Origin of the sequence: Nonomuraea sp. NPDC049486 (genome assembly GCF_040676925.1) — a bacterium.
GTDB lineage: Bacteria > Actinomycetota > Actinomycetes > Streptosporangiales > Streptosporangiaceae > Nonomuraea > Nonomuraea ferruginea.
In genome coordinates this window covers 109,468-135,116 of record NZ_JBFAPV010000001.1, presented here as the reverse complement: position 1 = coordinate 135,116, position 25,649 = coordinate 109,468, and the positions used below count along the sequence as shown (strand labels likewise).

Below are 25,649 nucleotides of genomic sequence, written 5' to 3'. Positions count from 1 at the left end.
CCCGGAATGCCGGGGACCGGGCTCCCGTTGTGCGGACAGACGCCTCAGAAAGGGGAGCCATGCTGCCGGAGAGTGAGATCACCAGGGTCCTCGTCGTGACTGCGCACCCGGACGACGCCGACTTCGGCGCGGCCGGCAGCGTGGCGCTGTTCGCCGACAAGGGCGTGGAGGTGACCTACCTGCTGGTCACCGACGGCGACGCGGGCGGCAACGACCGCTCCCTGGACCACTCCGGCATGGCCGAACTGCGCCGCGCCGAGCAGGCCGAGGCGGCCAAGTGCGTCGGCGTGACCGACCTGCGCTCCCTCGGCCGCGCCGACGGGACCGTCGTCCCGTCGCTGGATCTGCGCAGGGACATCGCGCGCGTCATCAGGCAGGTACGGCCCGAGCTGGTGATCACCCATCACCCCGAGCGCAACTACGAGTTCATCGCCCCCAGCCACCCCGACCACCGGGCGGTCGGCGGCGCCACCCTGGACGCCGTCTATCCCGACGCGCGCAACCCGTACGCCTTCCCCGAGCTCGTCGAGGAGGAGGGCCTGGAGGCGTGGACGGTGCGTGAGGTGTGGCTCATGGGCGGGCCCACCCGCAACCACTGGGTGGACATCACGCCGGTCGTCGACCGCAAACTGGCGGCGCTGCAGTCGCACGCCAGTCAGGTGGGTCACATCGAGGGGTTCGCGGAGATCGTCAGGGACCGTTTCGCCGCCTGGGCGCGGCAGGCCGGCTTCCCCGACGGGCACTACGCCGAGGGCTTCCAGGTCGTCAACACGACATAGGCCGGCTTACGGCACCGAACCGGGCGGCACCACCCACAGCGACGGCTGCCCGGTGACCTCCGCGATCCGGTCGTAGTCGCGGTCGTAGTGGAGCACCGTAGCGCCGTACACCTCGGCGCAGGCGGCGATGAGCAGGTCCGGCGGGCTGACGCCGCGATGCTGCGAGGCCTCGATCAGCTTCAGCTGGACCTCGCGGGCGCGCGCCCAGACTTCCGGTCCGGCGGACAGCCTGATGACCTGGTGCTGTGCGCGGATGATGCGCTTGTAGTGCGCGTGGTTACGGGCGCTGTAGCCGACCTCCAGGTCGATGATGTCGCACGTGGCCACGACACGAGCCGCGTAGAGCGGGTGGAGCGCCTTGGCGACGACGTCGCTGGTCCTGATGCGCGCCAGCGCGCTCGTGTCGAGCAGGTAGATCACTCCTGTCGCCGCCACGCGTGCTTCATTACCTCCGGATCCAGCAGATCCGGGCTCCCCTCCGTCCGCCAGAACTCGAACGCCTCGATCGCGTCCGCCGTCTCCTCGTCCCGGTCGAGCACCGCCTGCAGGGCCGAGTGGACCGTTTCCTTCATGCTGCTCGTCCCCAGCCTGTCCTGGACCGCCTGGACGAGTTCCTTGTCGATGTCGATGACCGTTCGCATGGAACACCACCTCCGTTACCTCCAGCGTATATCACGAAGTGTGATCTTGATATACGCACTCTCCGTGTTTGATCGAACACGTTGAGGCGCGGAAGTGACTTTAAAGCAGCGGCAAAGAGGATGAACGCAGGCCAGGGCCGCGAGGTGAAGGATCCTCACCCCGGGGCGGAAAGCACCCTCACCACCGGGAGAACATCACCAGCGCTGCCGGGCCTCCTCCGCCCACCCCGTCAGCCCGTCGAGCTCCACCCAGGTGCCGTCGTCGGCCTGGGCGCGGCCGGCGAAGTGGCCGAAGCACTGGTGGGTCTCGGAGCCCACCACCACCAGCTCGGTGCGGGCCACCCGCTCGTAGAACGGCGTGAACTCCACCTGCACCCGGGGACCGGTGATCCGCCACGGCCGCATCCAGTCGGCGCGGTCGTAGCTCCACGCCAGCTCCTCGCCGATCTTGTGCAGCCGGCCGCCGATGAACAGGGCGTTCTCCGTCATCCCGGTGCCGGCCGTCCACCGCCCGCCGAGCTGGATCGCCTTCCCGGGCGCGCTGCCCGCCGCCCAGTTCCAGGCGATCGAGTACGGCCAGCGCCCCCGCCCGTGGTCGAGCACGGCGAACGAGTCTTCCTCGCGCACCTCGTACGGGACCGAGCCGAGCACGAGCCTGCCCCGGACCGGGCGGCCGACGTCCTTGACCGTGTACTGGAAGCGCCGCGGGCCCCACGGCACCACCACGCCGAGCGACTCGTGGCCCTCGCGCGACGGCATCTCCAGGTCGACCTCGATGCCCTCGGCGCGGGCGCGCAGCGCGGTGGCGCCGGGGGTCTGGGTGATCCGGATGTCCAGCCCGCCGCCGCCCTTCGCGACGGCGGTGCCCTCCCCGCTGCGGTCGGGCATGACGGTGCCGCGGGCGAACGGCACCACGACGTCCCTGCTGATCTCCTCGCCGGCGGCGCGGTCGAGGACGTAGAGGCCGTGCACGCCCGCGTAGTCGAGCGAGGACGCCACGACGCCGATGATGTGGGACGGGGTGACGATCCCCCAGTATTCCCAGCGCTTGGTGCGGCCCCAGCCGCGCAGGTTGGCCCGGTGGAGCGGCCGTCGCGTCCAGCCGACGGCGGCCGGGTTGAGCCGTCCGTCGGGCAGGCAGAGGTCCACGGGCTCGGTGATCTCCCGTTCGCGCGTCGTCATCAGAGGGAGGCCTCCTGCTGGACGGGCTCGGTCTTGGTAGCGGCGAGGCGGGCGAAGAGGTAGCCCAGCGAGTTGGTCGCCAGATGCAGCATCGAGGGCGCGAGGAGCCCGCCCCGGCGGCGCAGCTCGGTGAACAGGACCCCGGCGGCGGCCGTCGAGAGCACGCTGCCCGCCACGACCCGCGCCGTGTCGAGCCGCCCGGGGGACTCGCCCGCGACGACGGCTCCCAGCGCCGGGTTGGCGCGCGCCATGTCGACGGCCGGCAGGATGTGCCAGAGGCCGAACAGCGCCGACGACACCGCCGTGGCGGTGGCCTGCCCGTGGGCCCGGCGGAGCATCGCGTGCAGCGCCCCGCGGAACCCGACCTCCTCCAGCAGCACCGTACCGAACGGGACCTGGAGCAGGGCCTCCTCCAGGACGCGGGCGCGGGTGAGCGACAGCGCCCGCTCGTCGTGGAAGAGCGGGCGGGTGCGAGGGAGGGTGATGCCGACGGTGTAGACCGCGGCCACGCCCGTCACCAGCACCCCGCCGATGACGGCCCCCCGGCGCCCGTGCTCGAACCCGAGCTCCTCCCACGTGACCCCGGACCGGCGGGCCATCGCCACCAGCGCCGCCGTGGCCGCGGCGGAGGTGAGGGGGCCGAGCCGTGGTGCGACGCGGTTGTTGAGCACGTTGGCCGCGGTCAGCACGGCGATCGAGCGAAGCAGCACCCTTGAAGATTAGTCGCGCTCACTCTTAACCCGCGCCGGAGGGTCATGAGGCCGCGGGGCGGCGCACACCTTCGGGAACGCGGGAGCGGCGGCGCTCCTCCGGGGTGAGCCCACCCCAGATGCCATCGGCCTCGCCCGCCTTCAACGCGTACGAACGACACTCGGCGAGGACCTGGCACGTCGCGCAGACGGCCTTGGCCCGCGCCTCCTGGACGGGTGAGGGGGCGAGGGGGAAGAAGAGCTCCGGGTCGCTGGATCTGCAGGCCCCCCTGCGCAGCCAGCCGATCTCCTCCAATGGCATGGGCTAACGCTATGACGTGTACAAGATCAGTCGCATCATCCTGGGGATTGACACGCGACTACATCGCGGGAGGTGTCAGCAGGCGCTCACGCCGCGGGTGTAGCCGACGGCGAACGACCGCTGGCGCTGCTCGGCCGTACCGTGGGCCGCCGGGTCGAGCCAGTCGTCGGTCGGGTCGCCGGCGGCGGCGAGGTTGAGCAGGAGCTCGTCCTCGTCGCCCGGCTCGGCCACCAGCGCCCCCGAGTCGATCAGGGCGCGCAGCGTGCCGCCCGCGTAGCAGTCGGCCTGCAGCTCCATCTCCACGTTGAGGCGGAAACTGGTGCGGAGCTGGGCCTGCACGGCGTGGCCGAACTCGTGCGGGATGATCAGATAGACGGAGCCGTCGCCCATCCGGCTCCACAGCGCCCGCATCCACTCCTCGTCGTAGGCGATGAAATGTCCCGCCGAGCAGTAGAAGGCGTTGTTCGGCACGGACGGCTGCCCGCCGCAACGCGGCCCGTTCGTCCCCGAGTAGGGGATGAACCGGTTGACCGGGCGATAGGTCATCCCGGAGGCCGCGAACTGCTGCTTCCAGAACTCCTCCGACAGCGTCCTGGCGCCCCACACGTCGTCCTCGAACGAGTCGAGCCCGCGCCGGTCCCTCGACGGCACGTCGATCACACCACAGGCGGAGACGGGGGCCAGCAACAGCACGACGAGCAGGAGGCGCACGACGAGGGGAGGCGTCACATGCCTCAGACTGCCCAGGTATGTACGGGTTCATTCGCGTGCATACGGTCGAGGTACTCCAGCGTCATCGCCCGCAGCGCCTCGTGGCGGTCGCCGCCGATCGCCCGTACCTTCTCGACCTGCCAGGTGGCGCCCGTGCGGCCCGTCAGGCAGCGGCCCTCGATGACGCCCAGCAGGCGGGCGGAGACGTCGTGGTCCACACCCCGCAGGTTCAGTCCCTCGTACGCCATGGGCAGCAGGCGGCGCAGGATCAGTTCGTCCGCAGGCACCTCGCCGAGCCCTGGCCAGTACAGCCGGGCCTCCAGGCCGTGGCGGGCGGCGTTGTAGAGGTTCTCCTCGGCGGCGGCGAACGACATCTGGCTCCAGACCGGCCGCTCCGCGTGCGGCAGCACGCTCATCAGGCCGTAGTAGAAGGCGGCGTTGGCCGCGATGTCGAGCACGGACGGGCCGGCCGGGAGCACCCGGTTCTCCACGCGCAGGTGCGGGCGGCCGTCCACCACCGCGTACACGGGACGGTTCCACCGGTAGACGGTGCCGTTGTGCAGGGTCAGCTCGTGCAGCTGCGGGACGCGGCCCTGTTCCAGCTCGGCCCTCGGGTCCTCGTCCTCGCAGATGGGCAGCAGGGCCGGGTAGTAGCGGACGTTCTCCTCGAACAGGTCGAAGACGCTGGTGATCCAGCGCTCGCCGAACCACACCCGGGGCCGCACGCCCTGTGCTTTCAGCTCGTCCGGACGGGTGTCGGTGGCCTGCTCGAAGAGCGCGATCCTGGTCTCGCGGTGCAGCTCCTTGCCGAACAGGTACGGGGAGTTCGCGGCGACGGCGACCTGGGGGCCGGCGATGGCCTGGGCGGCGTTCCAGTGCGCGGCGAACGCCGGCGGGCTGACCTGCAGGTGCAGCTGGACACTGGTGCAGGCGGCCTCGGGGGTGATGCTGTCGGCGCGCGTGTCCAGCAGCTCGACGCCCTCGATCCGCAGGTGCAGGTCCTCGCCCCTGGCTGCGAAGATCTGCTCGTTCAGCAGCTTGTAGCGGGGGTTGGCGGAGAGCGTGCCCTCGCCGATGTCCCGCTCGCGCAGCGTGGGCAGGATGCCGACCAGCATCAGACGGGCGCCCTGCGACCGGGCGCGCTCCTCGGCGTGGTTGAGCCGGGCGCGCACGTCGTCCTCCAGCCGCCGGGCCCCGCCGTCGCCGAGCTCCTGCGGCTCGATGTTGATCTCGACGTTGAACTGACCCAGCTCGGTGGCCCAGTCAGGCCGCGCGATGGCGGCGAGCACCTCGGCGTTGCGCATGCACGCCTCGCCCGCGCCGTCCACGATGTTGAGCTCGATCTCCAGACCGGCGAGCGACCGGTCGACCTCGAACTTCGACTCCCGGAGCAGCTCCGCGAAGACGTCGAGGCAACGGTGGACCTTCTCGCGGTACTTCCGTCGGTCGTCCCGGCTGAACACGACGATCGGCACATCCCTGCCCATACCTGGAATGTCGCACGCCGTCCCTTGTTAGACCACCCCACCACGCCCAGCCTTCGTCCTGGGCTGAGGCAAGGCGCCTACGCTCCGACTTCCCCGTACCGCCGCGCACCCAGGACGTGGACCGCCAGCCCCGCCCACGCCCAGCCGGAGTCGTTCATGGACGACTTTCTCCCCGGCGGTCAGACGAGGCGGCGGGCGGTGGCCCAGCGGGAGAGCTCGTGGCGGTTGGAGAGCTGGAGCTTGCGCAGCACCGACGAGACGTGGGTCTCCACCGTCTTGACCGAGATGAACAGCTCCTTGGCGATCTCCTTGTACGCGTAACCGCGGGCGATCAGCCGCAGCACCTCGCGCTCGCGCTGCGTCAGCGAGTCGAGCTCGGGGTCGATCGGAGGCGCCTCGGAGGAGGCGAAGGCGTCGAGGACGAAGCCGGCCAGACGCGGCGAGAAGACCGCGTCGCCGTCGGCGACCCGGCTGATGGCGTCGGTCAGCTCCTTGCCGCTGATGTTCTTGGTGACGTAGCCGCGGGCGCCGCCGCGGATGACGCCGATCACGTCCTCGGCCGCGTCCGACACCGACAGGGCGAGGAAGCGCACCTGCGAGCCGGCGCCGAGCACGCGGCGCAGCACCTCCTGGCCGCCGCCGCCGGGCATGTGGACGTCGAGCAGGACGACGTCCGGCTGCAGCTCGGCGATGGCCTTGACCGCCGAGTCGACGTCCTCCGCCTCGCCCACGACCTCGATCGAGTCGCCCAGCTCGGCCCGCACGCCGGAGCGGAAGAGCCGGTGGTCGTCCACGATCAGCACCCGCGTCATTGCTTTTCCACCTTCATCGTCAGCATCACTTCAGTGCCCTCGCCAGGCTCGGTACGCACCCTGGCGGCGCCGCCGTGACGTTCCATCCTTCCGATGATGGACTCCCTGATCCCCATCCTGTCGACCGGCACCGCGTCGAGGTCGAACCCCTTGCCCCGATCCTTCACGAAAATCGTGACCTCTTCACCCTCTACTTCCGCGTACACGGAAATGGACGGACTCTCAGAGTATTTCGCGGCGTTGACCATCGACTGCCGGGCCGCCTTGAGCATGGCCCCGAGCCTGCCGCCGGAGTCGAGGTCGATGTCGCCGACGCAGACCACCTCGATCGGCACGCCGTGCGCGTCCTCCTCCTCGGCCGCGATGCGCCGTACGGCGGCGGCGAGGGTGGCGTCGGCGTCCTGGGCCGGCTGGTAGAGCCAGTTGCGCAGCTCGCGCTCCTGGGAGCGGGCCAGGCGGGTGACCTCGCGCGAGTCGTGCGCGACGCGCTGGATGAGCGTCAACGTGTGCAAAACGGAGTCGTGCACCATCGCGGCGACCTCGGCGCGCTCCTCCTGGCGGATGCGCTCGCGCCGTTCGAGCTGCAGCTCCTTCCACAGGCCGGCCAGCCACGGGGCGGCGATGACCGCCAGCCCGCCGACCACGACCGTGGTGAACAGCAGGCCCTGGCCCGCCTCCTGGAGCTGGCCCTCGACCACCAGGAAGCCGATCCCGCCCGCCACCACGAGCATCACGCCGAGGAGCGTGCGCACCCGGTTCTTCCTGATGCTCTTGGTCGCGCCGCTCACCCAGTTCTTGCGGCGGTCGGGGTCGGCCTGCTGCCACAGGATCAGCCCGCCGATGCCGCCCACCGCGAACGGCAGCATGCCGATGCCGCCCCGCGAGGCTCCCGTCAGGAACCCGAACGCGAGCAGCGCCACCCCGATCGCCGTGAACGCGGCGAGCTGGCTCCAGTCGCGGGCGGGCGGCTCTCCCCTGTACGGCTCGCGCGGCGTGATCATCCACAGCACCGCGTACGCCACACCGCCGACCCCGCCGACCACGCTGAGCAGCACGAACACCAGCCTGATCACGACGGGGTCGAGCTTGAGCTGCGCGGCCAGGCCCTGCGCGACGCCGCCGACGAGCCGGCCCTCCATGGGGCGCATCATGCGGCGGTACGGCCCGCTGGTCTCGGGCTCGGCGAGTGTCTTCTGGTCTGTCATAACACCGCCATCGTCACATGTCGCAGCGTTGGGGGCATCAGGGAACAACCCCCGGGTCGGGTCAGGGGTCTCCCCGATGCGTGCCCCCCTGGGGGTGGGTCACGATGGTTCCATGACAGAAGCACCGCCCAGGGAACCGGCCGCGCCCCCGAGCGTGCTGCGCCGCAGCAGCGAGGGACGATTCCTCATGGGGGTGTGCGCCGGGCTCGGCAGGCACACCGGCATCGACCCCGTGGTGTTCCGCGTGGGGTTCGTGATCCTGCTGTTCGGGTCCGGTATCGGGCTGTTTCTGTACATCGCGGCTTTTCTGCTGATGAAGGAGCCCAGTGGGCGGCCGGGGCTCATCGAGCAGTGGACCCACCGCGACTTCGACGCCGACACGGTGATGGCGCTGCTGACGGCGGTGCTGGCGCTGGGGCTGGGCATCAACCTGTCGACCGTGTGGCTGGACACCGGGACGCTGGTGGCGGGGCTGTTCCTGGCCGTCGCGCTGCTGGCGGCGCACGCGCACGGGGTCGACCTGCTGGGGCTGGTGCGCTCGATGCCCGAACGCCTCAACCGGCGGCCCCGGGCGATGGACCTGGACGGGTACCAGGAGACCCCCCGCGTGCCTCCGTACGCGCAGGCGACCCCCCCGATGGGTCACCGCCCCCCGGGGTCCCACGCCGGAGGCCCCCCGGACCAGCCCCGCCGTACGGACGAGAACGGTACGCGGGAAGAGACCTCCCACCCGGCGGCTGACGCGGCGCCCGAGCCCGGCAAGGGCCCTCGTGCCGTGCCGCTCACCGGCGCCGGACCCGCCGCGGTCCACGCCAGCGTCTCGCCGAAGACGTCCGCAGACGCCGACCGGACGGAACGGAGCCAGGACGAGGCGACCGCCACCTCCCCCGGCACGGCGGCAACGCCCGACGGCCGGCCCGAAACGGTACGGGACCAGGCGGCACCGCCCACGAGCATCTCACCCGACGCGGCGGGGTGGCCCGAAACGGGGCGGGACGAGGCGACCGCGCCGCCCGCCGCAGCCGCACACGCCGCTGCTTACGCCGACGCGGGGACGGACCCGGCCGCCGAGGGCGACCGGGCGCAGGAGGGCCGGGGCGATGAGACGGTGGCGCGGCCCGCCGTTGATCTGCCGCGGCAGGGTGCGCCGGGACAGGAGCCGGCGGAGGCCGGCTTCCGGGCGGAGGCCGGTACAGGCGAGAGGACCGATCAGACCGGTACGAGGATCGGCGACCAGGCCGGGACCGGGACCGGGACCGGGACCGACGAAGGCACCGGGATCGGGTCCAGGTCCGGGACCGGGGAAGGGGCCGGGATCGGGTCCAGGTCCGGGACCGGGGAAGGGGCCGGGATCGGGTCCGGGATGGGTTCCAGGACCGGGTCCGGGGCCGGTTCCAGGACCGAATCCGCGACCGGCGAAGGGGCCGAGGGGGATCGGGTTCGGTCGTATGGGGTGCAGGAGGAGTCGGTGTTCGCGGCGGGTGAGACGCGGGAGATGCCCGCGTACCGGCCGCTCGCCGGGCACCGGGAGACCCGGTACGGCTCGTACGGGGAGCCGTTCGCGCCGCACGGGCCGTACCAGCCGCTGGACCCGGCCAAGCGCGGCGGAGGTTACTCGCCGTACGACCCCGCGCTGTACGGGGTGCCGCTGCCGAAGCGGAAGAAACGGCCGAAGTCGTTCATCGGCGCCATCACCATCCTGCTGGCAACCATCATTGGAGGGATCCTCGTGGCCGTGCAGGCGGCATCGCCTTCGGGCGTGCAGCCCACGATCGTCGGCGGCGCGGTGCTCGTCACCATCGGGGCCGGGCTGCTGATCGCCGCCTGGTGGGGCAAGGGCGCCGGGCTGGTGGCCGCGGGCACCACGGTGGCGCTGCTGATCGGCGTCGGGCTGATGTTCGGCGGGCTCCCGGCGAAGGTGGGGTCGGCCGTGTGGCAGCCCCTCACCGTGGAGGAGACGCGCCAGGTGTTCGACGTGGGCGTGGGAGACGGCGAGCTGGACCTGTCGAAGCTGGCGCTGAAGCCGGGCTCGACGGTCGAGGTGCGGGCCGCGGTCTCGGTGGGGATGCTGGACGTGGTGGTGCCGCCCGACGCGCGGGTGGAGGTGCACGCGACCAACAAGGTCGGCGACATCCAGGTCGACCAGTCGCTCCGCGGCGGCCTGGAGGTCCGGCTGGACAGGGTGATGGAGCCTGAGGTCGCGCCCGAGGGCGAGCCGGCCACGATCGTGCTGCACATCCGGGGCGGCGTCGGAGACCTGGAGGTGCGGCGTGCCGCGTGACGTCGACCGGCCGCGGCGCCTGCACAGGACCGACTGGATGGCGCTGCTGAGCGGGACCCTGTTCGTCGTGCTGGGCATCCTGATCATGACGCGGTCGATCACGGATCCGCTGGTCCTGTTGCCTGTGCTGGTGACGGGCCTGGGCTTCGCGGGGCTGGTGGCGATCCTGGCGAGGGTTATTCGTGGTAAGTAACCCTTGACTACCGAGACAAACACGGGCATACGTTGGCCTTGTCCGCCTTTCCCCTGCTCCTGTGAGGGAGGACGTATGCCCCGGATATCCGTCAAAGTGGACGGAATCGCCTACGAGGAGGACGTCGAACCGCGACTTCTTCTCGTTCACCTACTAAGAGAACGGCTGGGCAAGACCGGCACCCCCGCCGGCTGCGACACCAGCAACTGCGGCGCCTGCACCGTGATGCTCGACGGCAAGACCGTCAAGAGCTGCTCGGTGCTCGCGGTGCAGGCCGACGGCTCCGACATCGTCACCATCGAGGGCCTGGCCGCGAACGGGTCGCTGCACCCGATGCAGCGGGCCTTCCACGAGGAACACGCGCTGCAGTGCGGATTCTGCACGCCAGGCATGGTCATGGCCGCGATCGACCTGGTGAGAGACACTCCGGACCCGTCGGAGGAGGCCATCAGGGAAGGGCTCGAAGGCAACCTCTGCCGGTGCACCGGCTACTGCAACATCGTCAGAGCGGTGAAACGGGGCGCCCAGGAGATGGGTCAGGCGGTGAAGTCGTCATGACCGAGGTGGGCAAGGCGAGAAGGCGCAAGGAGGACGCCCGGCTGCTGACCGGGCGCACGCGGTGGACGGACAACCTGCAGCAGCCGGGGATGCTGCACGTGGCCTTCCTGCGCAGCCCGATGGCGCACGCGCGGATCACCGGGGTGGACGTGTCGGCGGCGCGCGAGCTGCCCGGCGTGGTCGCGGTGTTCGCCGGCCAGGACGTCGCCGGCGAGCAGGGCAGCCTGCCGTGCGCGTGGCCGGTGTCGGACGACATCGTCATCCCCGAGCACCCGCCGATGGCGGTGACGGAGGTGCGGTACACGGGCGAGATCGTGGCCTGCGTGGTCGCCACCGACCGGTTCAAGGCGGCCGACGCCCTGGAGGCGATCGAGGTCGACTACGAGCCGCTGCCGCCGGTGATCGACCTGGAGACGGCGCTCTCGCCGGACAGCCCGAAGGTGCACGAGACGGGCAACCAGGCGTTCTCCGTCAAGATCACCTCGGGTGACCTCGACGCGGCCTTCAGGGACGCCCCAGTGGTCATCGACCGGACGTACGTGCAGCAGCGCCTGATCGGCGCGGCCATGGAGCCCAGGGCGGTGCTGGTCTCCACCGACGGCGACACGTTCACGATGTGGACGTCCACGCAGATCCCGCACGTGCTGCGGGTGATGCTGGCCATGGTCACCGGCGTCCCCGAGCACCAGCTCCGCGTGATCGCGCCGGACGTCGGCGGCGGGTTCGGCACCAAGCTGCAGGTCACCGCCGAAGAGGTGCTCTGCCTGCTGCTCTGCCGGAAGCTGGGCAAGCCCGTCAAGTGGGCCGAGTCGCGCACCGAGGGCAACCTGGCCGTCCACCAGGGGCGCGGCCAGCTCCAGCACATCAGGCTCGCGGCCGACTCCGACGGCCGCATCCGCGGGCTCCAGGTCGACCTGCTCGCCGACATGGGCGCGTACCTGATGCTGGTCACCCCGGGCGTCCCGATGCTCGGCGCGACCATGTTCAACGGCATCTACAAGATGGACGCGTACGAGTTCGCCTGCAAGGGCGTGTTCACCACCAAGATGCCGACGGACGCCTACCGGGGCGCGGGCCGTCCCGAGGCCACGTTCGCGATCGAGCGGATCATGGACGAGCTCGCGGCGGAGCTGCGGCTCGACCCGATCGAGGTGCGGCGGCGCAACTGGATCAAGCACGAGGAGTTCCCGTACACCACGATCGCGGGCCTGACCTACGACTCGGGGAACTACGAGGCGGCGACCGACAAGGCGCTGCAGTTGTTCGGCTACGACAAGCTGCGCGCCGAACAGGCCGACCGGCGTGACCGTGGCGACCCGGTGCAGCTCGGCATCGGCGTCAGCACGTTCACCGAGATGTGCGGGCTGGCCCCGTCGCGGATGCTGGGCGAGGCGAACTACGGCGCGGGCGGCTGGGAGCACGCGTCGGTGCGGATGCTGCCGACCGGCAAGGTGGAGGTCGTCACCGGCACGTCGCCGCACGGGCAGGGCCACGTGACGTCGTGGAGCCAGATCGCGGCCGACGCGCTCGGCGTCCCGTTCGAGGACGTCACGGTGGTGCACGGCGACACCGCGATCTCGCACAAGGGCATGGACACCTACGGCTCGCGCTCGCTGGTGGTCGGCGGGGTCGCGGTGCTGCAGGCGTGCGAGAAGGTGCGCGAGAAGGCACGCAAGCTGGCCGCGCACCTCCTGGAGTGCTCGCCGGACGACCTCGACTTCGCCGACGGCGCGTTCAAGGTGAAGGGCACCGACTCCCAGACGACGATCCAGGAGCTGGCGCTGGCCGCGTTCGCCGCGCACAACCTGCCCGAGGGGGCGGAGGCCCGGCTGGACTCGGACGCCACGTTCGACCCGGTCAACTACTCCTTCCCGCACGGCACCCACCTGACGGCGGTGGAGGTGGACACGGAGACCGGACACGTCAAGATCCGCTCGTACGTCGCGGTCGACGACGTGGGGAAGGTGGTCAACCCGCTGATCGTCGAGGGCCAGGTGCACGGCGGCATCGCGCAGGGCATCGGGCAGGCCCTGTACGAGGAGGCCGTCTACGACGCGGAGGGCAACCTGCTCACCGCCACGCTGGCCGACTACCTGCTGCCGTCGGCGGCGGACCTGCCGGACTTCGTGACCGACAGGACCGAGACGCCGGCCACCAGCAACCCGCTGGGCGCCAAGGGCGTCGGCGAGGCGGGCACCATCGCCTCGACGCCCGCGGTGGTCAACGCCATCGTGGACGCGCTCCGGCCGCACGGCGTGCGGGACGTGCAGATGCCGTGCACGCCCGAGCGGGTGTGGCGCGCGCTGGAAGGAGGGCGGGCATGATCCCGGCATCGTTCGACTACGTGCGCCCCGGCTCGCTGGCGGAGGCCTGCCAGGAGCTGGCGGCGGACGAGGACGCCAAGGTGATCGCGGGCGGGCAGTCGCTGCTGCCGCTGCTGCGGCTGCGGCTGGCGTACCCGACGAAGCTGGTCGACGTGGCGCGGCTGCCGGAGCTGGCAGGCGTGCACGACCGCGGCGACCACGTGTTCATCGGCGCGATGACCACGCACGACGAGGTGATGCGCTCCGGCGTGGTGGCCGCGGGCGCCCCGCTGCTCGCGCTGGCGACCGCCATGGTGGCGGACCCGGCGGTGCGGCACCGGGGCACGTTCGGCGGGTCGCTGGCGCACGCCGACCCGGCGGGCGACCTGCCCGCGGTGGTGCTGGCGCTGGAGGGCGTGCTGGTGGCCCGTTCTGCGCAGGGCGAGCGGGAGATCCCGGCGGCCGACTTCTTCGTCGACTATCTGGAGTCGTCGCTGCGGCAGGGCGAGGTCCTGGTGGGCGTGAAGATCCCGAAACTGGGCGACGGCTGGGGCTTCCACTACGAGAAGTTCCACCGCACCGCTCAGGCGTGGGCGATCGTCGGCGTGGCGGCGGCCGTCAGGCGCTCCAACGGCTCGATCCAGGAGGCCAGGATCGGGCTGACCAACATGGGGACGACACCGGTGCGGGCACGGGCGGCCGAGACCGCGCTGGAGGGTCTGGAGCTGGGTGACGGGCTCCGGCAGGCGTGCGAGGAGGCGGCGGCGGACACCTCGCCGCCCGCCGATCTGCACGCGCAGCCGGACTACCGGCGGCATCTGGCCAGGGTGCTGACGCACCGGGCGGTCCGCACCGCGGCCGGAGCGCCCTGATCAGGCGGGGGCGCCCCTCTTCCGGGGCGCCCCCGCGGCACGTAGTCTCGCAGCAGCGGGAAGGAGCGAATCGATGGCGATGCGGTTCGAGCACGAGTTCACGGTCCCGGTCCCCATCGAGCAGGCCTGGGCGGTCCTGCTGGATGTCGAGCGAGTGGCCCCGTGCCTGCCGGGGGCGGCTCTCGACAGCGTCGAGGGTCAGCAGTTCACGGGCAGGATGAAGGTCAAGGTCGGACCGATCACCGTCACCTATCGGGGTTCGGCCGCGTTCGAGGACGTCGACAAGGACTCCCACACGCTCACCATCCAGGCCTCGGGCAAGGAGGCGCGCGGCTCCGGCACCGCCGCCGCGACGGTCAAGGCGCGGCTGACGCCGGTCGACGGCGGCACGTCCGTGACGGTCGAGACGTCGTTCAACGTGACCGGGCGGCCCGCCCAGTTCGGCCGCGGGGTGATGGCCGAGGTCGGGGCGAAGCTCATCGACCGGTTCGCGGCGAACCTCGCCGACCTGTTCGCCGAGCCCGCGCAGGAGTCGCAGCAGGAGGCCGTCGCCGAGGAACCGGCGGAGCGCCACCTGGCCGCCGTGCCGGCGCCCGGCGAGGACGCCCATCCGGCGGGCACCATGCGCACGTCCCGCACGCCCGACGAGGAGGCGCTCGACCTGCTCGACATCGCGGGCGCTCCGCTGCTCAAGCGGCTGGCGCCGGTGCTGGGCGGAGTCGCCGCGCTACTTGTCATTGTTTGGGTGATTCGTCGCCTTATTCGATGATTTTGGGCAAAAAACACTGCCATTCGGTCGTACCTCCTGAAGTGCCGGGAATGCCTACTCCCACGTCGTGACGCACGGGGGGTAGGCATGGCGGATTGCACGGTTGTCGTGATCACCTACAACGACGCCCCCCGGCTGCCCAGAGCGGTCCGCTCGGTGCTCGGCCAGACACTGCGCGACCTCGAAGTGATCATCTCCGACGACGCCAGCACGGACGACACCCCCGAGGTCGCGGCCGGGCTGGCGGCGTCCGACCCGCGCGTCCGCTACCTGCGCAGAGAGCGCAACAGCGGCGGCTGCGGCGCCCCGCGCAACGACGGCCTGGACGCCGCCGCGGCCCCGTACGTGATGTTCCTCGACAGCGACGACGAGCTGCCCCGGCACGCCTGCAAGAGCCTGCTGGCCGAGATCGAGCGGACCGGGGCCGACTTCGTGTCCGGCCAGATCTCCCGGCTGTACGAGTGGAACGGGCGACTGCGCCCGTACTACCCGACGCTGTTCGCCCGGCGGCGCGTGGTCGAGGGCATCCGGGAGGACCCGGAGCTGTTCCTCGACTCGTTCAGCACCAACAAGCTGTACGACGTGCGCTTCCTGCGCGAGAGCGGGGTGCGCTTCCCCGAGGACATCCACTACGAGGACCACGTCTTCGCCACCGAGCTGTACGCGCACGCGCGGCGGTTCGCGATCGTGCCGTGGGTGGTCTACCACTGGCACCGGGCCCGCGGCGCCTCGTCCATCTCGCTGTCGATCGAGGAGATGGACAACGTCCGCCACCGCGTGACCGCCGCCAGGCTGAGCGACGAGGCGCTGCGCCGGCACGGGGCCGCCGATCTGGTGCCCGAGCGGCAGCACCGCTTCCTCCGGCAGGACCTGTGCGTCTACCTCAACCCGCTACCCTCCAGGGACCTGGTGTGGGTCAAGGAGTTCGCCGCCGTCGTCCGCCCGTACCTGGAGGGAATACCGGCCGAGGTGTACGAGCGGGTGGACCCGCTGGTCAAGGTGTGCTGCCGGCTCATCATGGACGACCGGGCCGAGGACCTGCGCGTCGCCGCCGGATGCCTGACCGGGCCGCGGGCCGTGCCGCGCGCCGCCGTGCAGCTCGGCGGGCGCACCTACTGGGGCACCACGGTCTCACCCGGCCTGGACATCACCCCGCTGCGCCTGGCCGAGCTGCCGTTCTCGGCGTCGCGGCTGCGGCACGAGGTCACCGAGATCGCCGGCGACGGCCGCCGGGTGCGGATGACCGTGCGCACGTACGATCCCTTCGGCGTGCTGCCGGTGGCCTGGGAGGCGTTCCTGAAGCTCGGCGGGCGGCGGGTCCCGCTCCGGCCGCACCCGTCCGGCGACGGCGGCTACGTCACCGAGGTGACCTTCACCCCGGACGGCTCCTGCGAGCCGCGCATCGGCTTCACCCGGCTCGCCGACGGCCTCACCACCACCGACCGGCTCATCGTGGACCCGAAGATGACGCCGATCGAGCTGCCTGGAGCCACGGTCGGCTGCGACGGCCACGCCGCCTACCTGCGCGTGCGACGCTCCGCCCGGCGGCGGGCGCTGCCCGGACGGGTCAAGCGGGCGCTCATCAGGAGGATCAGCACCCCGGCGATGAAGCTGCGCGCGTACAAGCTGATGATCAAGGTGCTGCGGCCGCGCCGCGACCTCGCGCTGTTCGAGTCGGACGTCGGCAAGGGTTGCACCGGCAGCCCCAGGGCCCTGTACGAGGAGCTGCGCCGGCGCGGCCTGCCCGTCGAGGTGGTCTGGTCGGTGGCCAAGGGCCGCGGCGAGGCGCCGACCGGCGCGCGCGGGGTCCGGCGCGGCGGCTGGAAGTACGTCTGGACGCTGGCCAGGGCCGGCTACTGGGTGGACAGCCATGGCTTCCCGCTGGACTACCCCAAACCGCGCGGCACCCGCTACCTGCAGACCTGGCACGGGCAGGGCATCAAGTCCATCGGCTTCGACGCGCCCGACCTGCGCGGCGACTTCGACGGGCCGCGCGCGCGGTGGCGGGCCGCGGTCGCCCGCTGGGACGCGCTGATCTCGCCCAGCGCCGAGTTCTCCCGCCGTTTCATCCCGTCCAACGGCTACACCGGCCCGGTCTACCGGCACGGCACGCCGCGCTGCGACGCGCTGGTCAGGGGCGAGTTCGCCGGTGACCCGCGCACGCGGCTGGAGCTGCCCGCCGGCAAGAAGGTCCTGCTGTACGCGCCCACGTACCGCGACCGGGCCAAGAGCAGCGGCCGCTCGGTCCGGGCGGACCTGGAGCTCATGGCGGAGGAGCTGGCCGGCGAGTGGGTGGTCATCCTGCGCACCCACCCGGTCGAGCGGTACCGGCCGCCCGAGCACCTGCTCCACTTCGTGCGGCCGGCCGCGACGTACCCGGAGATCAACGACCTGATGCTGGTCTCGGACGCGCTGCTCACGGACTACTCGTCCGTGATGTGCGACTACGCGATCACCGGCAAGCCGATGCTCTTCCTCATCGACGACTGGGACGAGTACCGGCTCACGGAACGGGGCGTCTACCACGACCTGCCGTCCATCGCGCCGGGACCGTGCGTGACCACCACGGAGGAGCTCGTCGACCGGCTCCGCGACCTGCCCGCCGGTCACGCCGCCCACGCCGCGCGGTACGCGGCCTTCCGCGAGCTGTGGTGCGCCGACGAGCACGGCGACGCCGCCGCCAGAATCGTCACGGACTTCTTCGCCGCGGGCCCTTCCAAGGACGCGAGCCCGTCCGGGAGCGCGAGCCCGTCCGGGAACGCGGGCCTGTCCGGGAACGTCCGGCCCGTCGCTTCCTCCGGGTACGCGAGTTCATCCGGAAACCTCGGCACCCCCGCGGACGCGGCGAACGCCGGGCCCGCGCCGGACGCGGATTCCGCGGGGAACGCGGCATGAACGTCGTCTTCGCGTGTCTGGACGCCGACACGCTCGGCGGCATCCAGCAGGTCACGCACACCCTCGCCCAGGGCCTGGCGCGGCGCGGGCACGAGGTGCACGTCATCGGCCTGCACCGGGCCGCGTCGCCCTTCCCCTACGTCGAGCACCCGCGCTACCACCGGCACCTGGTCAGCAGCGCGCAGGTGGGGCAGGAGGGCGGGATCGCGCGCCGGCGGTCCCGCCGCAGGCTGCGGGAGCTGCTGGGGACGATGCGCCCCGGCTACGCGGTGCTCACCTCGCCGGGAGTGGTCACCAGGACGGCCGGGCTGATGCCGGAGCGCCTGCGGGCGATCGGCCAGTATCACGGCTCGTACGAGCATGCGAGCGGCTGCTGGCACCTGGGCTCGATCAAGAAGCACTACCCGGAGCTGGAGCAGGCGGCGTTCCTCAGCGAGGACGACGCGTGGCGCTTCTCGGAGCAGGCCCTGCTGCCCAACGCCTGGACGCTGCCGAACCCGCTGGCGCACTGGCCCCGCCGGGTGTCGGAGCTCTCGGCGCCGCGCGTGCTGGGGGTGGGACGGTTGGAAGGGGTCAAGCGGTTCGACCGGCTGATCACCGCCTTCGCCCGGTCGGGCGCGCCGCCGCCGTGGGAGCTGCACCTGATCGGCGACGGCGCGGAGCTGGACCGGTTGCGCGCGCACGCCGCCCAGGAGGGGGTGACGGACCGGGTGGTGTTCCGCGGGCGGGTGCCCGCCGGCGAGATGCCGGCCGAGTACCGCGCCGCCTCGCTCCTGGCGATGAGCAGCGAGCACGAGGGGCTGCCGATCGTGCTGCTGGAGTCCGCCGCGCACGGGGTGCCGGCGGTGGCGTTCGACGTGTCGGGCGGGGTTCGTTCGGCGCGACCGGTGCTCGTGCCGCCCGGTGACGTGGACGCGCTGGCGGAGCGGCTGGGCTCGCTCACCGGATCGGACCGCGAGCGGCGCCGGCTGGGCGCCGCCGCCCGCGAGCGCGCCGAGGCCTTCCGCCTCGACCGCGTGCTGGACCGCTGGGAGTCCCTGTTCGCGCACCTGGAGCGCTGAACCACACAGGGCCCGCCGGCGGTGACCGGCGGGCCCTTCGTGCTGACGGCGCCGCGCCCCCGCGCCGGCGCCGTCGGTGATCAGTTGTGCTCGGCCAGCTCGGGCGACTCGTTGCGCTGCTGCGGGACGCCCGCCAGCACCCGCTGGCCGCTGGTGAGCAGGGCCGCCACGGGGCTGGGCTCGCGCATCCTGTTGATGCGGTCGCGGAAGCCCTTGCGCAGCCGGCTGGTACGCCGCCTGGCCATCGTCTTGTTGCAGGCCGCCACGTGCTCCTTGGCCGCGCTGGGCGCGCCGGACAGCTCGTAGCCGTTGGCTTCGAGGCGCTCGCCGAACACGTGCTCGCACAGCGAGATCTCCCAGGAGTCCAGCCGCTTGGCCCAGCTCCCCACCCTGCTGCGGGTGACCTCGCCGTGCGTGTTGCTGTGCCAGACCTTGTGCACCGGCACGGCCATGCTGGCCGCCTCGCGCGGCGAGACCATGGCGGGCGAGAAGTCCTCGTCCAGGAACACGCAGAGCTTCTTGAGCTCGGTCTCCGGATCGTCGGTGAGGTCCTCGTACCGCAGCTCGAAGTAGGTGTCCTCGGGCAGCGTCCGGCGCAGCCGCTCCCCCGCGTCCATGGCCTCGGCCCAGGTGGCGATCGCGTGAAAGGAGTCGGCCGTGTACCAGGGCATCTCCTTGAGCGAGGCGACGCAGTCGCGCCCGTCCCTGATCAGGTGGATGAACTGGGCGTCGGGGAAGAGCCTGAGCAGCAGGTCGGTGTGCTTGACGTAGCTGGGCCGCTTGTCGCCCCAGCGGGGCTTGTCGAAGCGGTCGGCGTACATGCGGAAGGCGGTCCCGATGACGGAGCCGAGCGAGCCCGGCCCTTCCACGGCCTCGCGGACGAAGTCGGCCTTGGCGATCTTCAGCTCGCGGAACTTGGTGCTGCGGTCGCCGGCGATCCACTCGGCCAGCGGGCGGCGGCGGGCGGCGTCCCGCAGGTCGCCGAAGACCCGGCGGCGGTAGTAGGCGGGAAGGACGAACTTCGTCTCCGGCGCCACCGCCAGCCGAGGGTGGGAGTGGAGCATGAGCTGGAGCATCGTGGTCCCGGAGCGCGGGCACCCGATGACGAACACCGGCCTGTCAGACATTTCGTACTAACCCCCGAAAACTTAGACGAGAACGTGCTCTCGGCTCTCCTGAGCGGCTCCATGCCTGCGGGCGAAGAGCCACATCCGGTAAACCAGGAAGACCTCGTTGGCGAGAAGCAGGAAACTGGCCGCCGCCGCCACCGGGATCAGCGCCACCACCCCGATCAGGGGCGCGATCACGAACACGGCCGCGTGGAACTCGATCCCGCTGATCAGGTGCGATCGCACCCGGTGGCGGGCCAGGAACGCGTTGAGCCGCTGCAGGAAGCCCGTCGGCACGGGCGCCTCGGCGTCCTCCTCACGCGGCGCCGGCACCAGGTCCGGCGGGGCCTCCTCGGCGTTCCGCTCCCCCCTGATGGCGGCGTGGACCCGCTTCATCTGCGGCGCGTTGACGTACCTGAACAGGTCGAGCACGGCCACGGCGGCGCCGAGCAGGATGTACGCGACCTCCCCCGTGCGCTCGTACTGCCCGTAGGCGAGCCCTGCGGCGCACAGCACCACCCGCACCCGGTCGCCGACGTAGTCGAGCCAGAGCCCGAAGGGCGTCCCCGTGCCCTTCAACCTGGCGATCTTGCCGTCGACACAGTCGATCATGAAGCTCAGGTAGAAGAGCAGCGCGCCGGCCGCCAGCTCGCCCGCCGCCAGGCACACGGCTGACGCCGCGCCGAGGACCAGCGAGAACACCGTGAGGTTGTTGGGCGTGATCTGGGTACGGTTGGCGACCACGAGCGCGACCCGGCAGGCGATCGGGTCCACGAAGTACACCGTCCACCAGGAGTCTCTCCGCTTGCGTGTCTCGTGGACGTCATCGAGCGAATAGGTCCTCATGGACCAACAGCATGACGACCTGCCGTGTTTGAATCTTTACTCTCTGCTACTACTAGAGGATGTCCATGCCTGTTCTTGACCATCTGCCGCCGCAGACGTCATCCGTACAACAGGCGCATGACCCGGCGAGCGGCCCGGCGGGGGCCGGAGAGCCCGCGTGACAGCCGGTAGCCGAGCGTCCTGCGGTAGGCGGAGGCGTTGTGGCGGCTGCGCCGCAGGCGCGAACGCGCCCTCGCCAGCGCGCGCTCGCGGTGCTTGAGCCGGCTCTCCAGCCGGGAGACCCTGGCCAGCGCGACGGCGAGCTGCTCGGCGAGCCGGTCCCTGGCGCGCAGCAGGTCGCGGTACGTCGGCGCCGGATCGTCCGGCCCGGCGGGCGGGCCCAGCTCGGCGTCGAGCCTGCGGGCCAGCTCCAGCTCGGCGCGGTCGCACGGCCTGCCCGCCATGCCGCACAGCGTGAGCGTGAGCTGGTCGCTCTCCAGCGGCCACGGCCACGGATGGTGGTGCCCGGCGGCCAGCAACCGCACCGCGAACCGCCACAGCATCCGGCAGAGCACCACGGCCGGCGGCGGCCCGGCGCCCCCGGGCGGCGGGACGGGGCCGGGGGCGACCGGATGGAAGGACTCCCCGTCCCAGACCAGCGCGTCGGCCGTGGCGGTGACATCGCCGCCGTCCTCCACCCACTGGGCGAGCGCGGTGAGCAGCACGCGGACGGCCCGGACGTCCTCGCGGGCGCAGGCCTCCACGAGCATCTCCTCCACGACCCGGCCCGCCGGCACCGGCCGCGCCTCGCCGCCGGGCAGCCGCAGCGCGATCATCGGACCCGTGCCGTCGCGTACCAGCTCGTGCACGGACGCCCCCTCCTCGACCAGGCCGAGCGGCAGGTCCGCGGACGACGGCTCCCCCCGGGTGGCCACGGCCAGCCAGAGCGGGGCCAGCTCGTCCCCCAGCCGGTGGCGGAACACCAGCCGGGTCAGCCGCAGCGGGTCGGCCGCCGGCATCCGCTCCGCCTCGCTCCCGCTCAGCGGGAAGGTGAGCGCCTCCGGCAGCTCCATGCCGAGCAGCTCGCGGGCGAGCACGGCCCGGGGCGCCCGGCCGTCGGGGTAGGCCGCGTAGCAGCGTTCGGCGCGGAGCCCCGCCGACGCCAGCGCGGCGTCGAGGGTGACCGGCCCGCTCGGGTAGGTGGGGTCGCAGCCGTGCGGCTCCCACTGGCCGTCGCGGTCCGGCGGGCGCGCGTCGAGGAGCCGGTCCACCCCGAGGTCGTTGCGCACCCCGAGCACCAGCCGCCCGCCCGGGGCGGCGAGCCCGGCCAGCGCGGCCAGCGACCGTCGCCACGGCACGGCCGGCGCCTCGGCCGAGTGCGTGCGGGCCAGCCCGTCCAGCGCCAGCACCAGGTCGTACGGCTCGTCGGGGTCGAGCAGATCCAGGCGTCCGCAGTGGACGTCGATGCCCGGATGCCGCTCGCCCAGCGCGCACGCGTCGGGGAACGAACGCAGCACCGCCGCCACCGAAACGGCCCGCCCGGCCACCCGGTCGACCAGCTCCATCGGGTGCGGGCCGACCAGCAGGACCCGCGCGGCGGCGGGCAGCAACCGGTCCAGGAGCTCCAGCGCGGCGGCCCGCCAGCAGGTGATCTCACCCGTGTCCGACCACAGCAGCATCGCGCCGCCGATCAGCCGGACGTTGCCCGGCGCCTCACCCGGGCCCGCCCTCAGCTCGACGCCTTCGGCGCCGTCGATCACGCGCATCGGACCCGCTTCCGGCCGGGAACGCGGGAGTGACCGTACCAGTGGTTGGAATCGTGCATGGTGTCCCTCCGTGCGGTTGGCGCGCCCCGTCGAACCTTCGCAGTCGCCGATCAGCGCCACGCGTCCTTATACGCTTCCCTTACTCGCCCAGGGGACGCGGTTTCAGTTGACGCCTGGCTCAACTACACTTTGTTGCGTTCTCAACACGGAGAGTGCATGCACGTGGTGGGTGTCAGCGGCCGGGCGGTGACGTGATGCTCGACGTCAGGTTCCCCGCCGGTCCGCCCGTCACCGTCGACCACCTGCTCGACGAGGTCATGGCCGGGAGCCGCCTGTCCGTGGGCGACGACCGGATCCTCGACTTCCTGGTCGCGTTCGGCCGGCTGCTGCTGCGCCCGGCGCTCGCGCGCCGCCATCCCGAGCTCGGCACGCTCGGCTCCTTCCTGCGTCCCGGCGAGCTGCTGCGCACGATCGACGCGCTGCGCGGTGATCATGTACGGATGCCGCGCGGCCTGGCGTTCCACGTCCCGCCCGCCGACGTCGACACCGTGTTCGTCTACTCGTGGGCGCTGTCGGCGCTGACCGGCAACCGCAACGTCGTGCGGCTGTCCCCGCGCGCGGGTCCCATGGCCGCCACGATCGTCGACGCGCTGCAGGAGGCGCTCGACGACGCCGACCCGGTGGTGGCCGCCACCCAGCGGATCATCTGCTACGACCGCTCCCCCACCATCACGGCCGCCCTCTCCTCGGCCTGCGACCTGCGCGTCATCTGGGGCGGCGACCGCGCGGCGCACGAGATCCGCCGCCATCCGCTGGCCCCGCACGCGCGGGAGCTGACGTTCCCCGACCGGTCGTCGTTCGCGGTGGTGCGGGCCTCGGCGTGGCTGGGCGCGCCGCGCGCCACGCGGGCGGCGGTGGCGGAGGGGTTCGTGAACGACTCCTACTGGTTCGACCAGGCGGCCTGCTCCTCGCCGCGCACGGCGTTCTGGGTCGGGTCGCGCGCCGACTGCGACGCGGCCCGCGCCGCCTTCGCCGCCTGCCTGTCGCTCGCGGTCGAGCGGCGCGGGTGGGCGGTCGACGCGGCCGTGGCGGTGCAGCGGCGGGTGGCCGCCTACGAACGGGCGGCCGACCTCCACGACGACGCCCTCGCGCTCGCCACCGCGATCACCGCGCCCCGGCGCTGGCTCGGCGCCGGCACGTTCGCGCACGCCAGGCTCGGCTCCCTGGCCGAGCTGATCCCCCTGGTGGGACGGCGCGACCAGACGATGACCCACTTCGGCTTCTCCCGCGAGGAGCTGATGGAGCTGGCCCACGCCCTGGCGGGGCGGGGCGTCGACCGCATGGTGCCGTTCGGCGACGCGCTCAGCTTCCACCGGGTGTGGGACGGCATGGACGTCGCGAGCGAGTTCACCCGTCTGGTGACGGTGTTCGCCTGACACGGGTCGATAACGAAAAACGGTCCAAGAGTCCGCGACCTGCGCCTTCTCCCGAGCATGATCGAACACGTGGAGGCACGGGCCGTAGGGTGTTGGCTGTGCTGATTCATGGCTTGCTCGCCGGGTCGCTGGCGCTGAGCGGCACCCCCGCCACCACCGCCCAGGCGAAGATCGACTGTGCCGAGGTCAAGTGTCTGGCGCTGACCTTCGACGACGGCCCGGGCAAGAGCACGGCGAAGCTCCTGCGCATCCTCAAGAAGGAACGCGCCAAGGCCACGTTCTTCCTGACGGGCAAGTACGTCGACCAGCGCCCCGCGCTGGCGAAGCGGACGCTCGCCGAAGGACACGCGATCGGCAACCACACCTACTCCCACTTCTCCCTGACGCCCCGGCTCGACGACGAGATCTTCGACGACATCAAGGCCGGCCAGCAGGCCATCAAGAAGGCCACGGGCCTGACGGCGACCATGTTCCGGCCGCCGTTCGGCCACACCGACGAGCGCGTGCTGCGCATCGCCGACGAGCTGGACCTCGCCGAGGTGAAGTGGACCGGCACGACCCACGACTGGGCGCTGAAAGACAAGAAGAAGATCAAGGCCAAGGTGCTCAGCCTGGCCAAGCGCGACGGCATCATCCTGATGCACGACACGGTGCCGCAGACCGTCCAGGCCATGCCGGAGGTCATCAGGGAGCTGAAGAAGCGGGGCTACCACCTGGTCACCGTGCCGCAGCTCTACAGCGGCAAGCTGCGGTCGGGCGTCAGCTACCCGTAGGCCGTCTTCTCCACCTCCAGAAAGACGATCTGCCCCAGGTTGTCGGTGAAGACGCGGATCTTTTCGACGTCCTTGTCCGGCAAGGTCTCGGCGAGCTTGAGCATCTGCGTCTCGGTTCGATACAGCAACCACCAATCCATGTACGCCTCCATGTAGGCGGCGCTGGTGCAGGTGGGCATCACGTTGGCGATCAGGAAGCGCCCACCGGGACCGAGCATGCGCAAGAGGCGCTCGCAGAGCCGTTGCGCCACCGGTTCGGCGAGGTAGTCATACAGACCGGTCGCGTAGACCAGGTCGAAGCCGGTCAGAACCACGTCGCCTCTGAGGATCTCCCGAACCGAGGCCGCCAGCGGGACGACTCCCCATGGCGCCAGTTCGCGTGAGACGACGGCCAGACTCTCCTTGTCCTGGTCCACGGCGAGGAACCGGCCCAGACTCCCCTGCCGGAGGGCGGGGCAGTATCTGGCTTCGCGCAGATGCCCGCAGGCCAGGGAGAGCACCGACGGCGCTGAGTCGCCGGCCGCACACCGGTTCAGGGTGTCGATGATCACGCGGCGGCGAGACCGGGCAGCCCGTGCTCCCTGCGAACAGGTGGAGGTGTAATGGCAGATCTGCTTGCCCAGCAGGGAGCCGGTTTCCCATTCCGCCGGCGTCGACGAGTCCTCAGCCGCATACATGAAGTCGAGCAGCACCGCATCCCCCGCATAGCCACGTGGTTTGCTGAACGCGCGGAAGGTGAACGAATCTTGATGAAGAAGATGTACGAGGGGATGGCGGCGGCAGGCGTCGACCACCACTTCTTTCCAGAAGTCAACAGCCACTTGCCCACGTATCGTGAACAGTTCGAGAAAGAGCACCTCCATCGTCGCTACGGCGGCTCCATGCGCCTGAAGTGTTGCCGCGGTCTGGTCGAGCACCGTCTCCAGATGGGCGAGAGATCGGCTTTCTGATGCGCCCATAAGCCGTTCCTGATCTCCTGT

At 71.5% G+C, this 25,649-nt stretch carries 24 protein-coding genes; 11 read left to right on the top strand and 13 right to left on the bottom strand.

Annotated features, from left to right (window positions below):
* The first annotated feature begins 59 nt into the window (after positions 1 to 59).
* The gene (locus AB0K05_RS00720; RefSeq protein ID WP_148036892.1) at positions 60 to 779 is read left to right on the top strand and encodes a PIG-L deacetylase family protein; all 720 of its coding nucleotides are present in this window, start codon (positions 60 to 62) and stop codon (positions 777 to 779) included.
* A 6-nt stretch (positions 780 to 785) separates the two neighbouring features.
* Here the strand turns inward: AB0K05_RS00720 and AB0K05_RS00715 are convergent, their stop codons facing one another.
* The 9 genes from AB0K05_RS00715 to AB0K05_RS00675 all read right to left on the bottom strand — a co-directional run bounded on the left by AB0K05_RS00715 (position 786) and on the right by AB0K05_RS00675 (position 7,828).
* Positions 786 to 1,214: a PIN domain nuclease gene (locus AB0K05_RS00715; RefSeq protein ID WP_148036891.1), complete on the bottom strand. Its 429-nt coding sequence runs from the start codon at positions 1,212 to 1,214 to the stop codon at positions 786 to 788.
* A complete protein-coding gene (locus tag AB0K05_RS00710) occupies positions 1,196 to 1,420 on the bottom strand; it encodes a type II toxin-antitoxin system VapB family antitoxin (protein ID WP_148036890.1) in 225 nt (74 codons plus the stop codon). Before AB0K05_RS00710 ends, AB0K05_RS00715 begins: the two co-directional genes overlap by 19 nt.
* Before the next feature lie 195 nt (positions 1,421 to 1,615).
* The gene (locus tag AB0K05_RS00705) at positions 1,616 to 2,602 is read right to left on the bottom strand and encodes a DUF2804 domain-containing protein (RefSeq protein ID WP_148036889.1); all 987 of its coding nucleotides are present in this window, start codon (positions 2,600 to 2,602) and stop codon (positions 1,616 to 1,618) included.
* Positions 2,602 to 3,312, bottom strand: coding sequence for a CPBP family intramembrane glutamic endopeptidase (locus tag AB0K05_RS00700; RefSeq protein ID WP_364225325.1), 711 nt, complete (start codon positions 3,310 to 3,312; stop codon positions 2,602 to 2,604). The genes AB0K05_RS00705 and AB0K05_RS00700 overlap by 1 nt, the downstream gene beginning before the upstream one ends.
* A 43-nt stretch (positions 3,313 to 3,355) precedes the next feature.
* A complete protein-coding gene (locus AB0K05_RS00695; protein WP_148036887.1) occupies positions 3,356 to 3,613 on the bottom strand; it encodes a WhiB family transcriptional regulator in 258 nt (85 codons plus the stop codon).
* Between the two features lie 75 nt (positions 3,614 to 3,688).
* Entirely contained in the window at positions 3,689 to 4,342 is a 654-nt protein-coding gene (locus tag AB0K05_RS00690) for a neutral zinc metallopeptidase (protein ID WP_148036886.1), read from the bottom strand.
* Positions 4,343 to 4,347: 5 nt separating this feature from the next.
* On the bottom strand, positions 4,348 to 5,811 hold the full coding sequence (locus AB0K05_RS00685) for a glutamate--cysteine ligase (RefSeq protein WP_364225320.1): 1,464 nt from the start codon (positions 5,809 to 5,811) through the stop codon (positions 4,348 to 4,350).
* Between the two features lie 179 nt (positions 5,812 to 5,990).
* Entirely contained in the window at positions 5,991 to 6,623 is a 633-nt protein-coding gene (locus AB0K05_RS00680; RefSeq protein WP_148036884.1) for a response regulator transcription factor, read from the bottom strand.
* Positions 6,620 to 7,828 (bottom strand): ATP-binding protein, encoded by a 1,209-nt coding sequence (locus AB0K05_RS00675; RefSeq protein ID WP_148036883.1) that lies wholly within the window; start codon positions 7,826 to 7,828, stop codon positions 6,620 to 6,622. The genes AB0K05_RS00680 and AB0K05_RS00675 overlap by 4 nt, the downstream gene beginning before the upstream one ends.
* A 112-nt stretch (positions 7,829 to 7,940) precedes the next feature.
* Here AB0K05_RS00675 and AB0K05_RS00670 point away from each other — a divergent pair, with 112 nt between their 5' ends.
* From AB0K05_RS00670 to AB0K05_RS00635, 8 genes are all read left to right on the top strand, one after another.
* Complete coding sequence (locus AB0K05_RS00670) at positions 7,941 to 10,109, top strand: PspC domain-containing protein (RefSeq protein WP_364225316.1); 2,169 nt, start codon at positions 7,941 to 7,943, stop codon at positions 10,107 to 10,109.
* Positions 10,099 to 10,302: a hypothetical protein gene (locus AB0K05_RS00665; RefSeq protein ID WP_148036881.1), complete on the top strand. Its 204-nt coding sequence runs from the start codon at positions 10,099 to 10,101 to the stop codon at positions 10,300 to 10,302. Before AB0K05_RS00670 ends, AB0K05_RS00665 begins: the two co-directional genes overlap by 11 nt.
* Positions 10,303 to 10,377: 75 nt before the next feature.
* Entirely contained in the window at positions 10,378 to 10,860 is a 483-nt protein-coding gene (locus AB0K05_RS00660) for a (2Fe-2S)-binding protein (RefSeq protein WP_148036880.1), read from the top strand.
* A complete protein-coding gene (locus AB0K05_RS00655) occupies positions 10,857 to 13,184 on the top strand; it encodes a xanthine dehydrogenase family protein molybdopterin-binding subunit (RefSeq protein ID WP_364225311.1) in 2,328 nt (775 codons plus the stop codon). Before AB0K05_RS00660 ends, AB0K05_RS00655 begins: the two co-directional genes overlap by 4 nt.
* Positions 13,181 to 14,035 carry a xanthine dehydrogenase family protein subunit M gene (locus AB0K05_RS00650; RefSeq protein ID WP_148036878.1) on the top strand — a complete coding sequence of 285 codons (855 nt, stop codon included), beginning with the start codon at positions 13,181 to 13,183 and terminating at the stop codon, positions 14,033 to 14,035. The genes AB0K05_RS00655 and AB0K05_RS00650 overlap by 4 nt, the downstream gene beginning before the upstream one ends.
* Before the next feature lie 73 nt (positions 14,036 to 14,108).
* Positions 14,109 to 14,804 carry an SRPBCC family protein gene (locus tag AB0K05_RS00645; RefSeq protein ID WP_364225307.1) on the top strand — a complete coding sequence of 232 codons (696 nt, stop codon included), beginning with the start codon at positions 14,109 to 14,111 and terminating at the stop codon, positions 14,802 to 14,804.
* A gap of 87 nt (positions 14,805 to 14,891) precedes the next feature.
* Entirely contained in the window at positions 14,892 to 17,699 is a 2,808-nt protein-coding gene (locus AB0K05_RS00640) for a CDP-glycerol glycerophosphotransferase family protein (RefSeq protein WP_364225304.1), read from the top strand.
* Positions 17,696 to 18,760: a glycosyltransferase gene (locus tag AB0K05_RS00635; protein ID WP_364225301.1), complete on the top strand. Its 1,065-nt coding sequence runs from the start codon at positions 17,696 to 17,698 to the stop codon at positions 18,758 to 18,760. Before AB0K05_RS00640 ends, AB0K05_RS00635 begins: the two co-directional genes overlap by 4 nt.
* Before the next feature lie 80 nt (positions 18,761 to 18,840).
* Here the strand turns inward: AB0K05_RS00635 and AB0K05_RS00630 are convergent, their stop codons facing one another.
* The 3 genes from AB0K05_RS00630 to AB0K05_RS00620 form a co-directional block, all read right to left on the bottom strand.
* A complete protein-coding gene (locus tag AB0K05_RS00630; protein WP_219545158.1) occupies positions 18,841 to 19,887 on the bottom strand; it encodes a sulfotransferase in 1,047 nt (348 codons plus the stop codon).
* Between the two features lie 21 nt (positions 19,888 to 19,908).
* Complete coding sequence (locus tag AB0K05_RS00625) at positions 19,909 to 20,715, bottom strand: CDP-alcohol phosphatidyltransferase family protein (protein WP_187281624.1); 807 nt, start codon at positions 20,713 to 20,715, stop codon at positions 19,909 to 19,911.
* A 98-nt stretch (positions 20,716 to 20,813) separates the two neighbouring features.
* On the bottom strand, positions 20,814 to 22,460 hold the full coding sequence (locus tag AB0K05_RS00620) for a hypothetical protein (RefSeq protein WP_364225297.1): 1,647 nt from the start codon (positions 22,458 to 22,460) through the stop codon (positions 20,814 to 20,816).
* Positions 22,461 to 22,714: 254 nt separating this feature from the next.
* Here AB0K05_RS00620 and AB0K05_RS00615 point away from each other — a divergent pair, with 254 nt between their 5' ends.
* Both AB0K05_RS00615 and AB0K05_RS00610 read left to right on the top strand, forming a co-directional pair.
* On the top strand, positions 22,715 to 23,896 hold the full coding sequence (locus tag AB0K05_RS00615; RefSeq protein WP_364225294.1) for an acyl-CoA reductase: 1,182 nt from the start codon (positions 22,715 to 22,717) through the stop codon (positions 23,894 to 23,896).
* Between the two features lie 98 nt (positions 23,897 to 23,994).
* On the top strand, positions 23,995 to 24,669 hold the full coding sequence (locus AB0K05_RS00610; RefSeq protein ID WP_219545155.1) for a polysaccharide deacetylase family protein: 675 nt from the start codon (positions 23,995 to 23,997) through the stop codon (positions 24,667 to 24,669).
* Here AB0K05_RS00610 and AB0K05_RS00605 read toward each other — a convergent pair.
* Positions 24,660 to 25,628 (bottom strand): class I SAM-dependent methyltransferase, encoded by a 969-nt coding sequence (locus AB0K05_RS00605; RefSeq protein ID WP_364225291.1) that lies wholly within the window; start codon positions 25,626 to 25,628, stop codon positions 24,660 to 24,662. The two genes, AB0K05_RS00610 and AB0K05_RS00605, sit on opposite strands and share 10 nt — an antisense overlap.
* Positions 25,629 to 25,649: the final 21 nt, after the last annotated feature.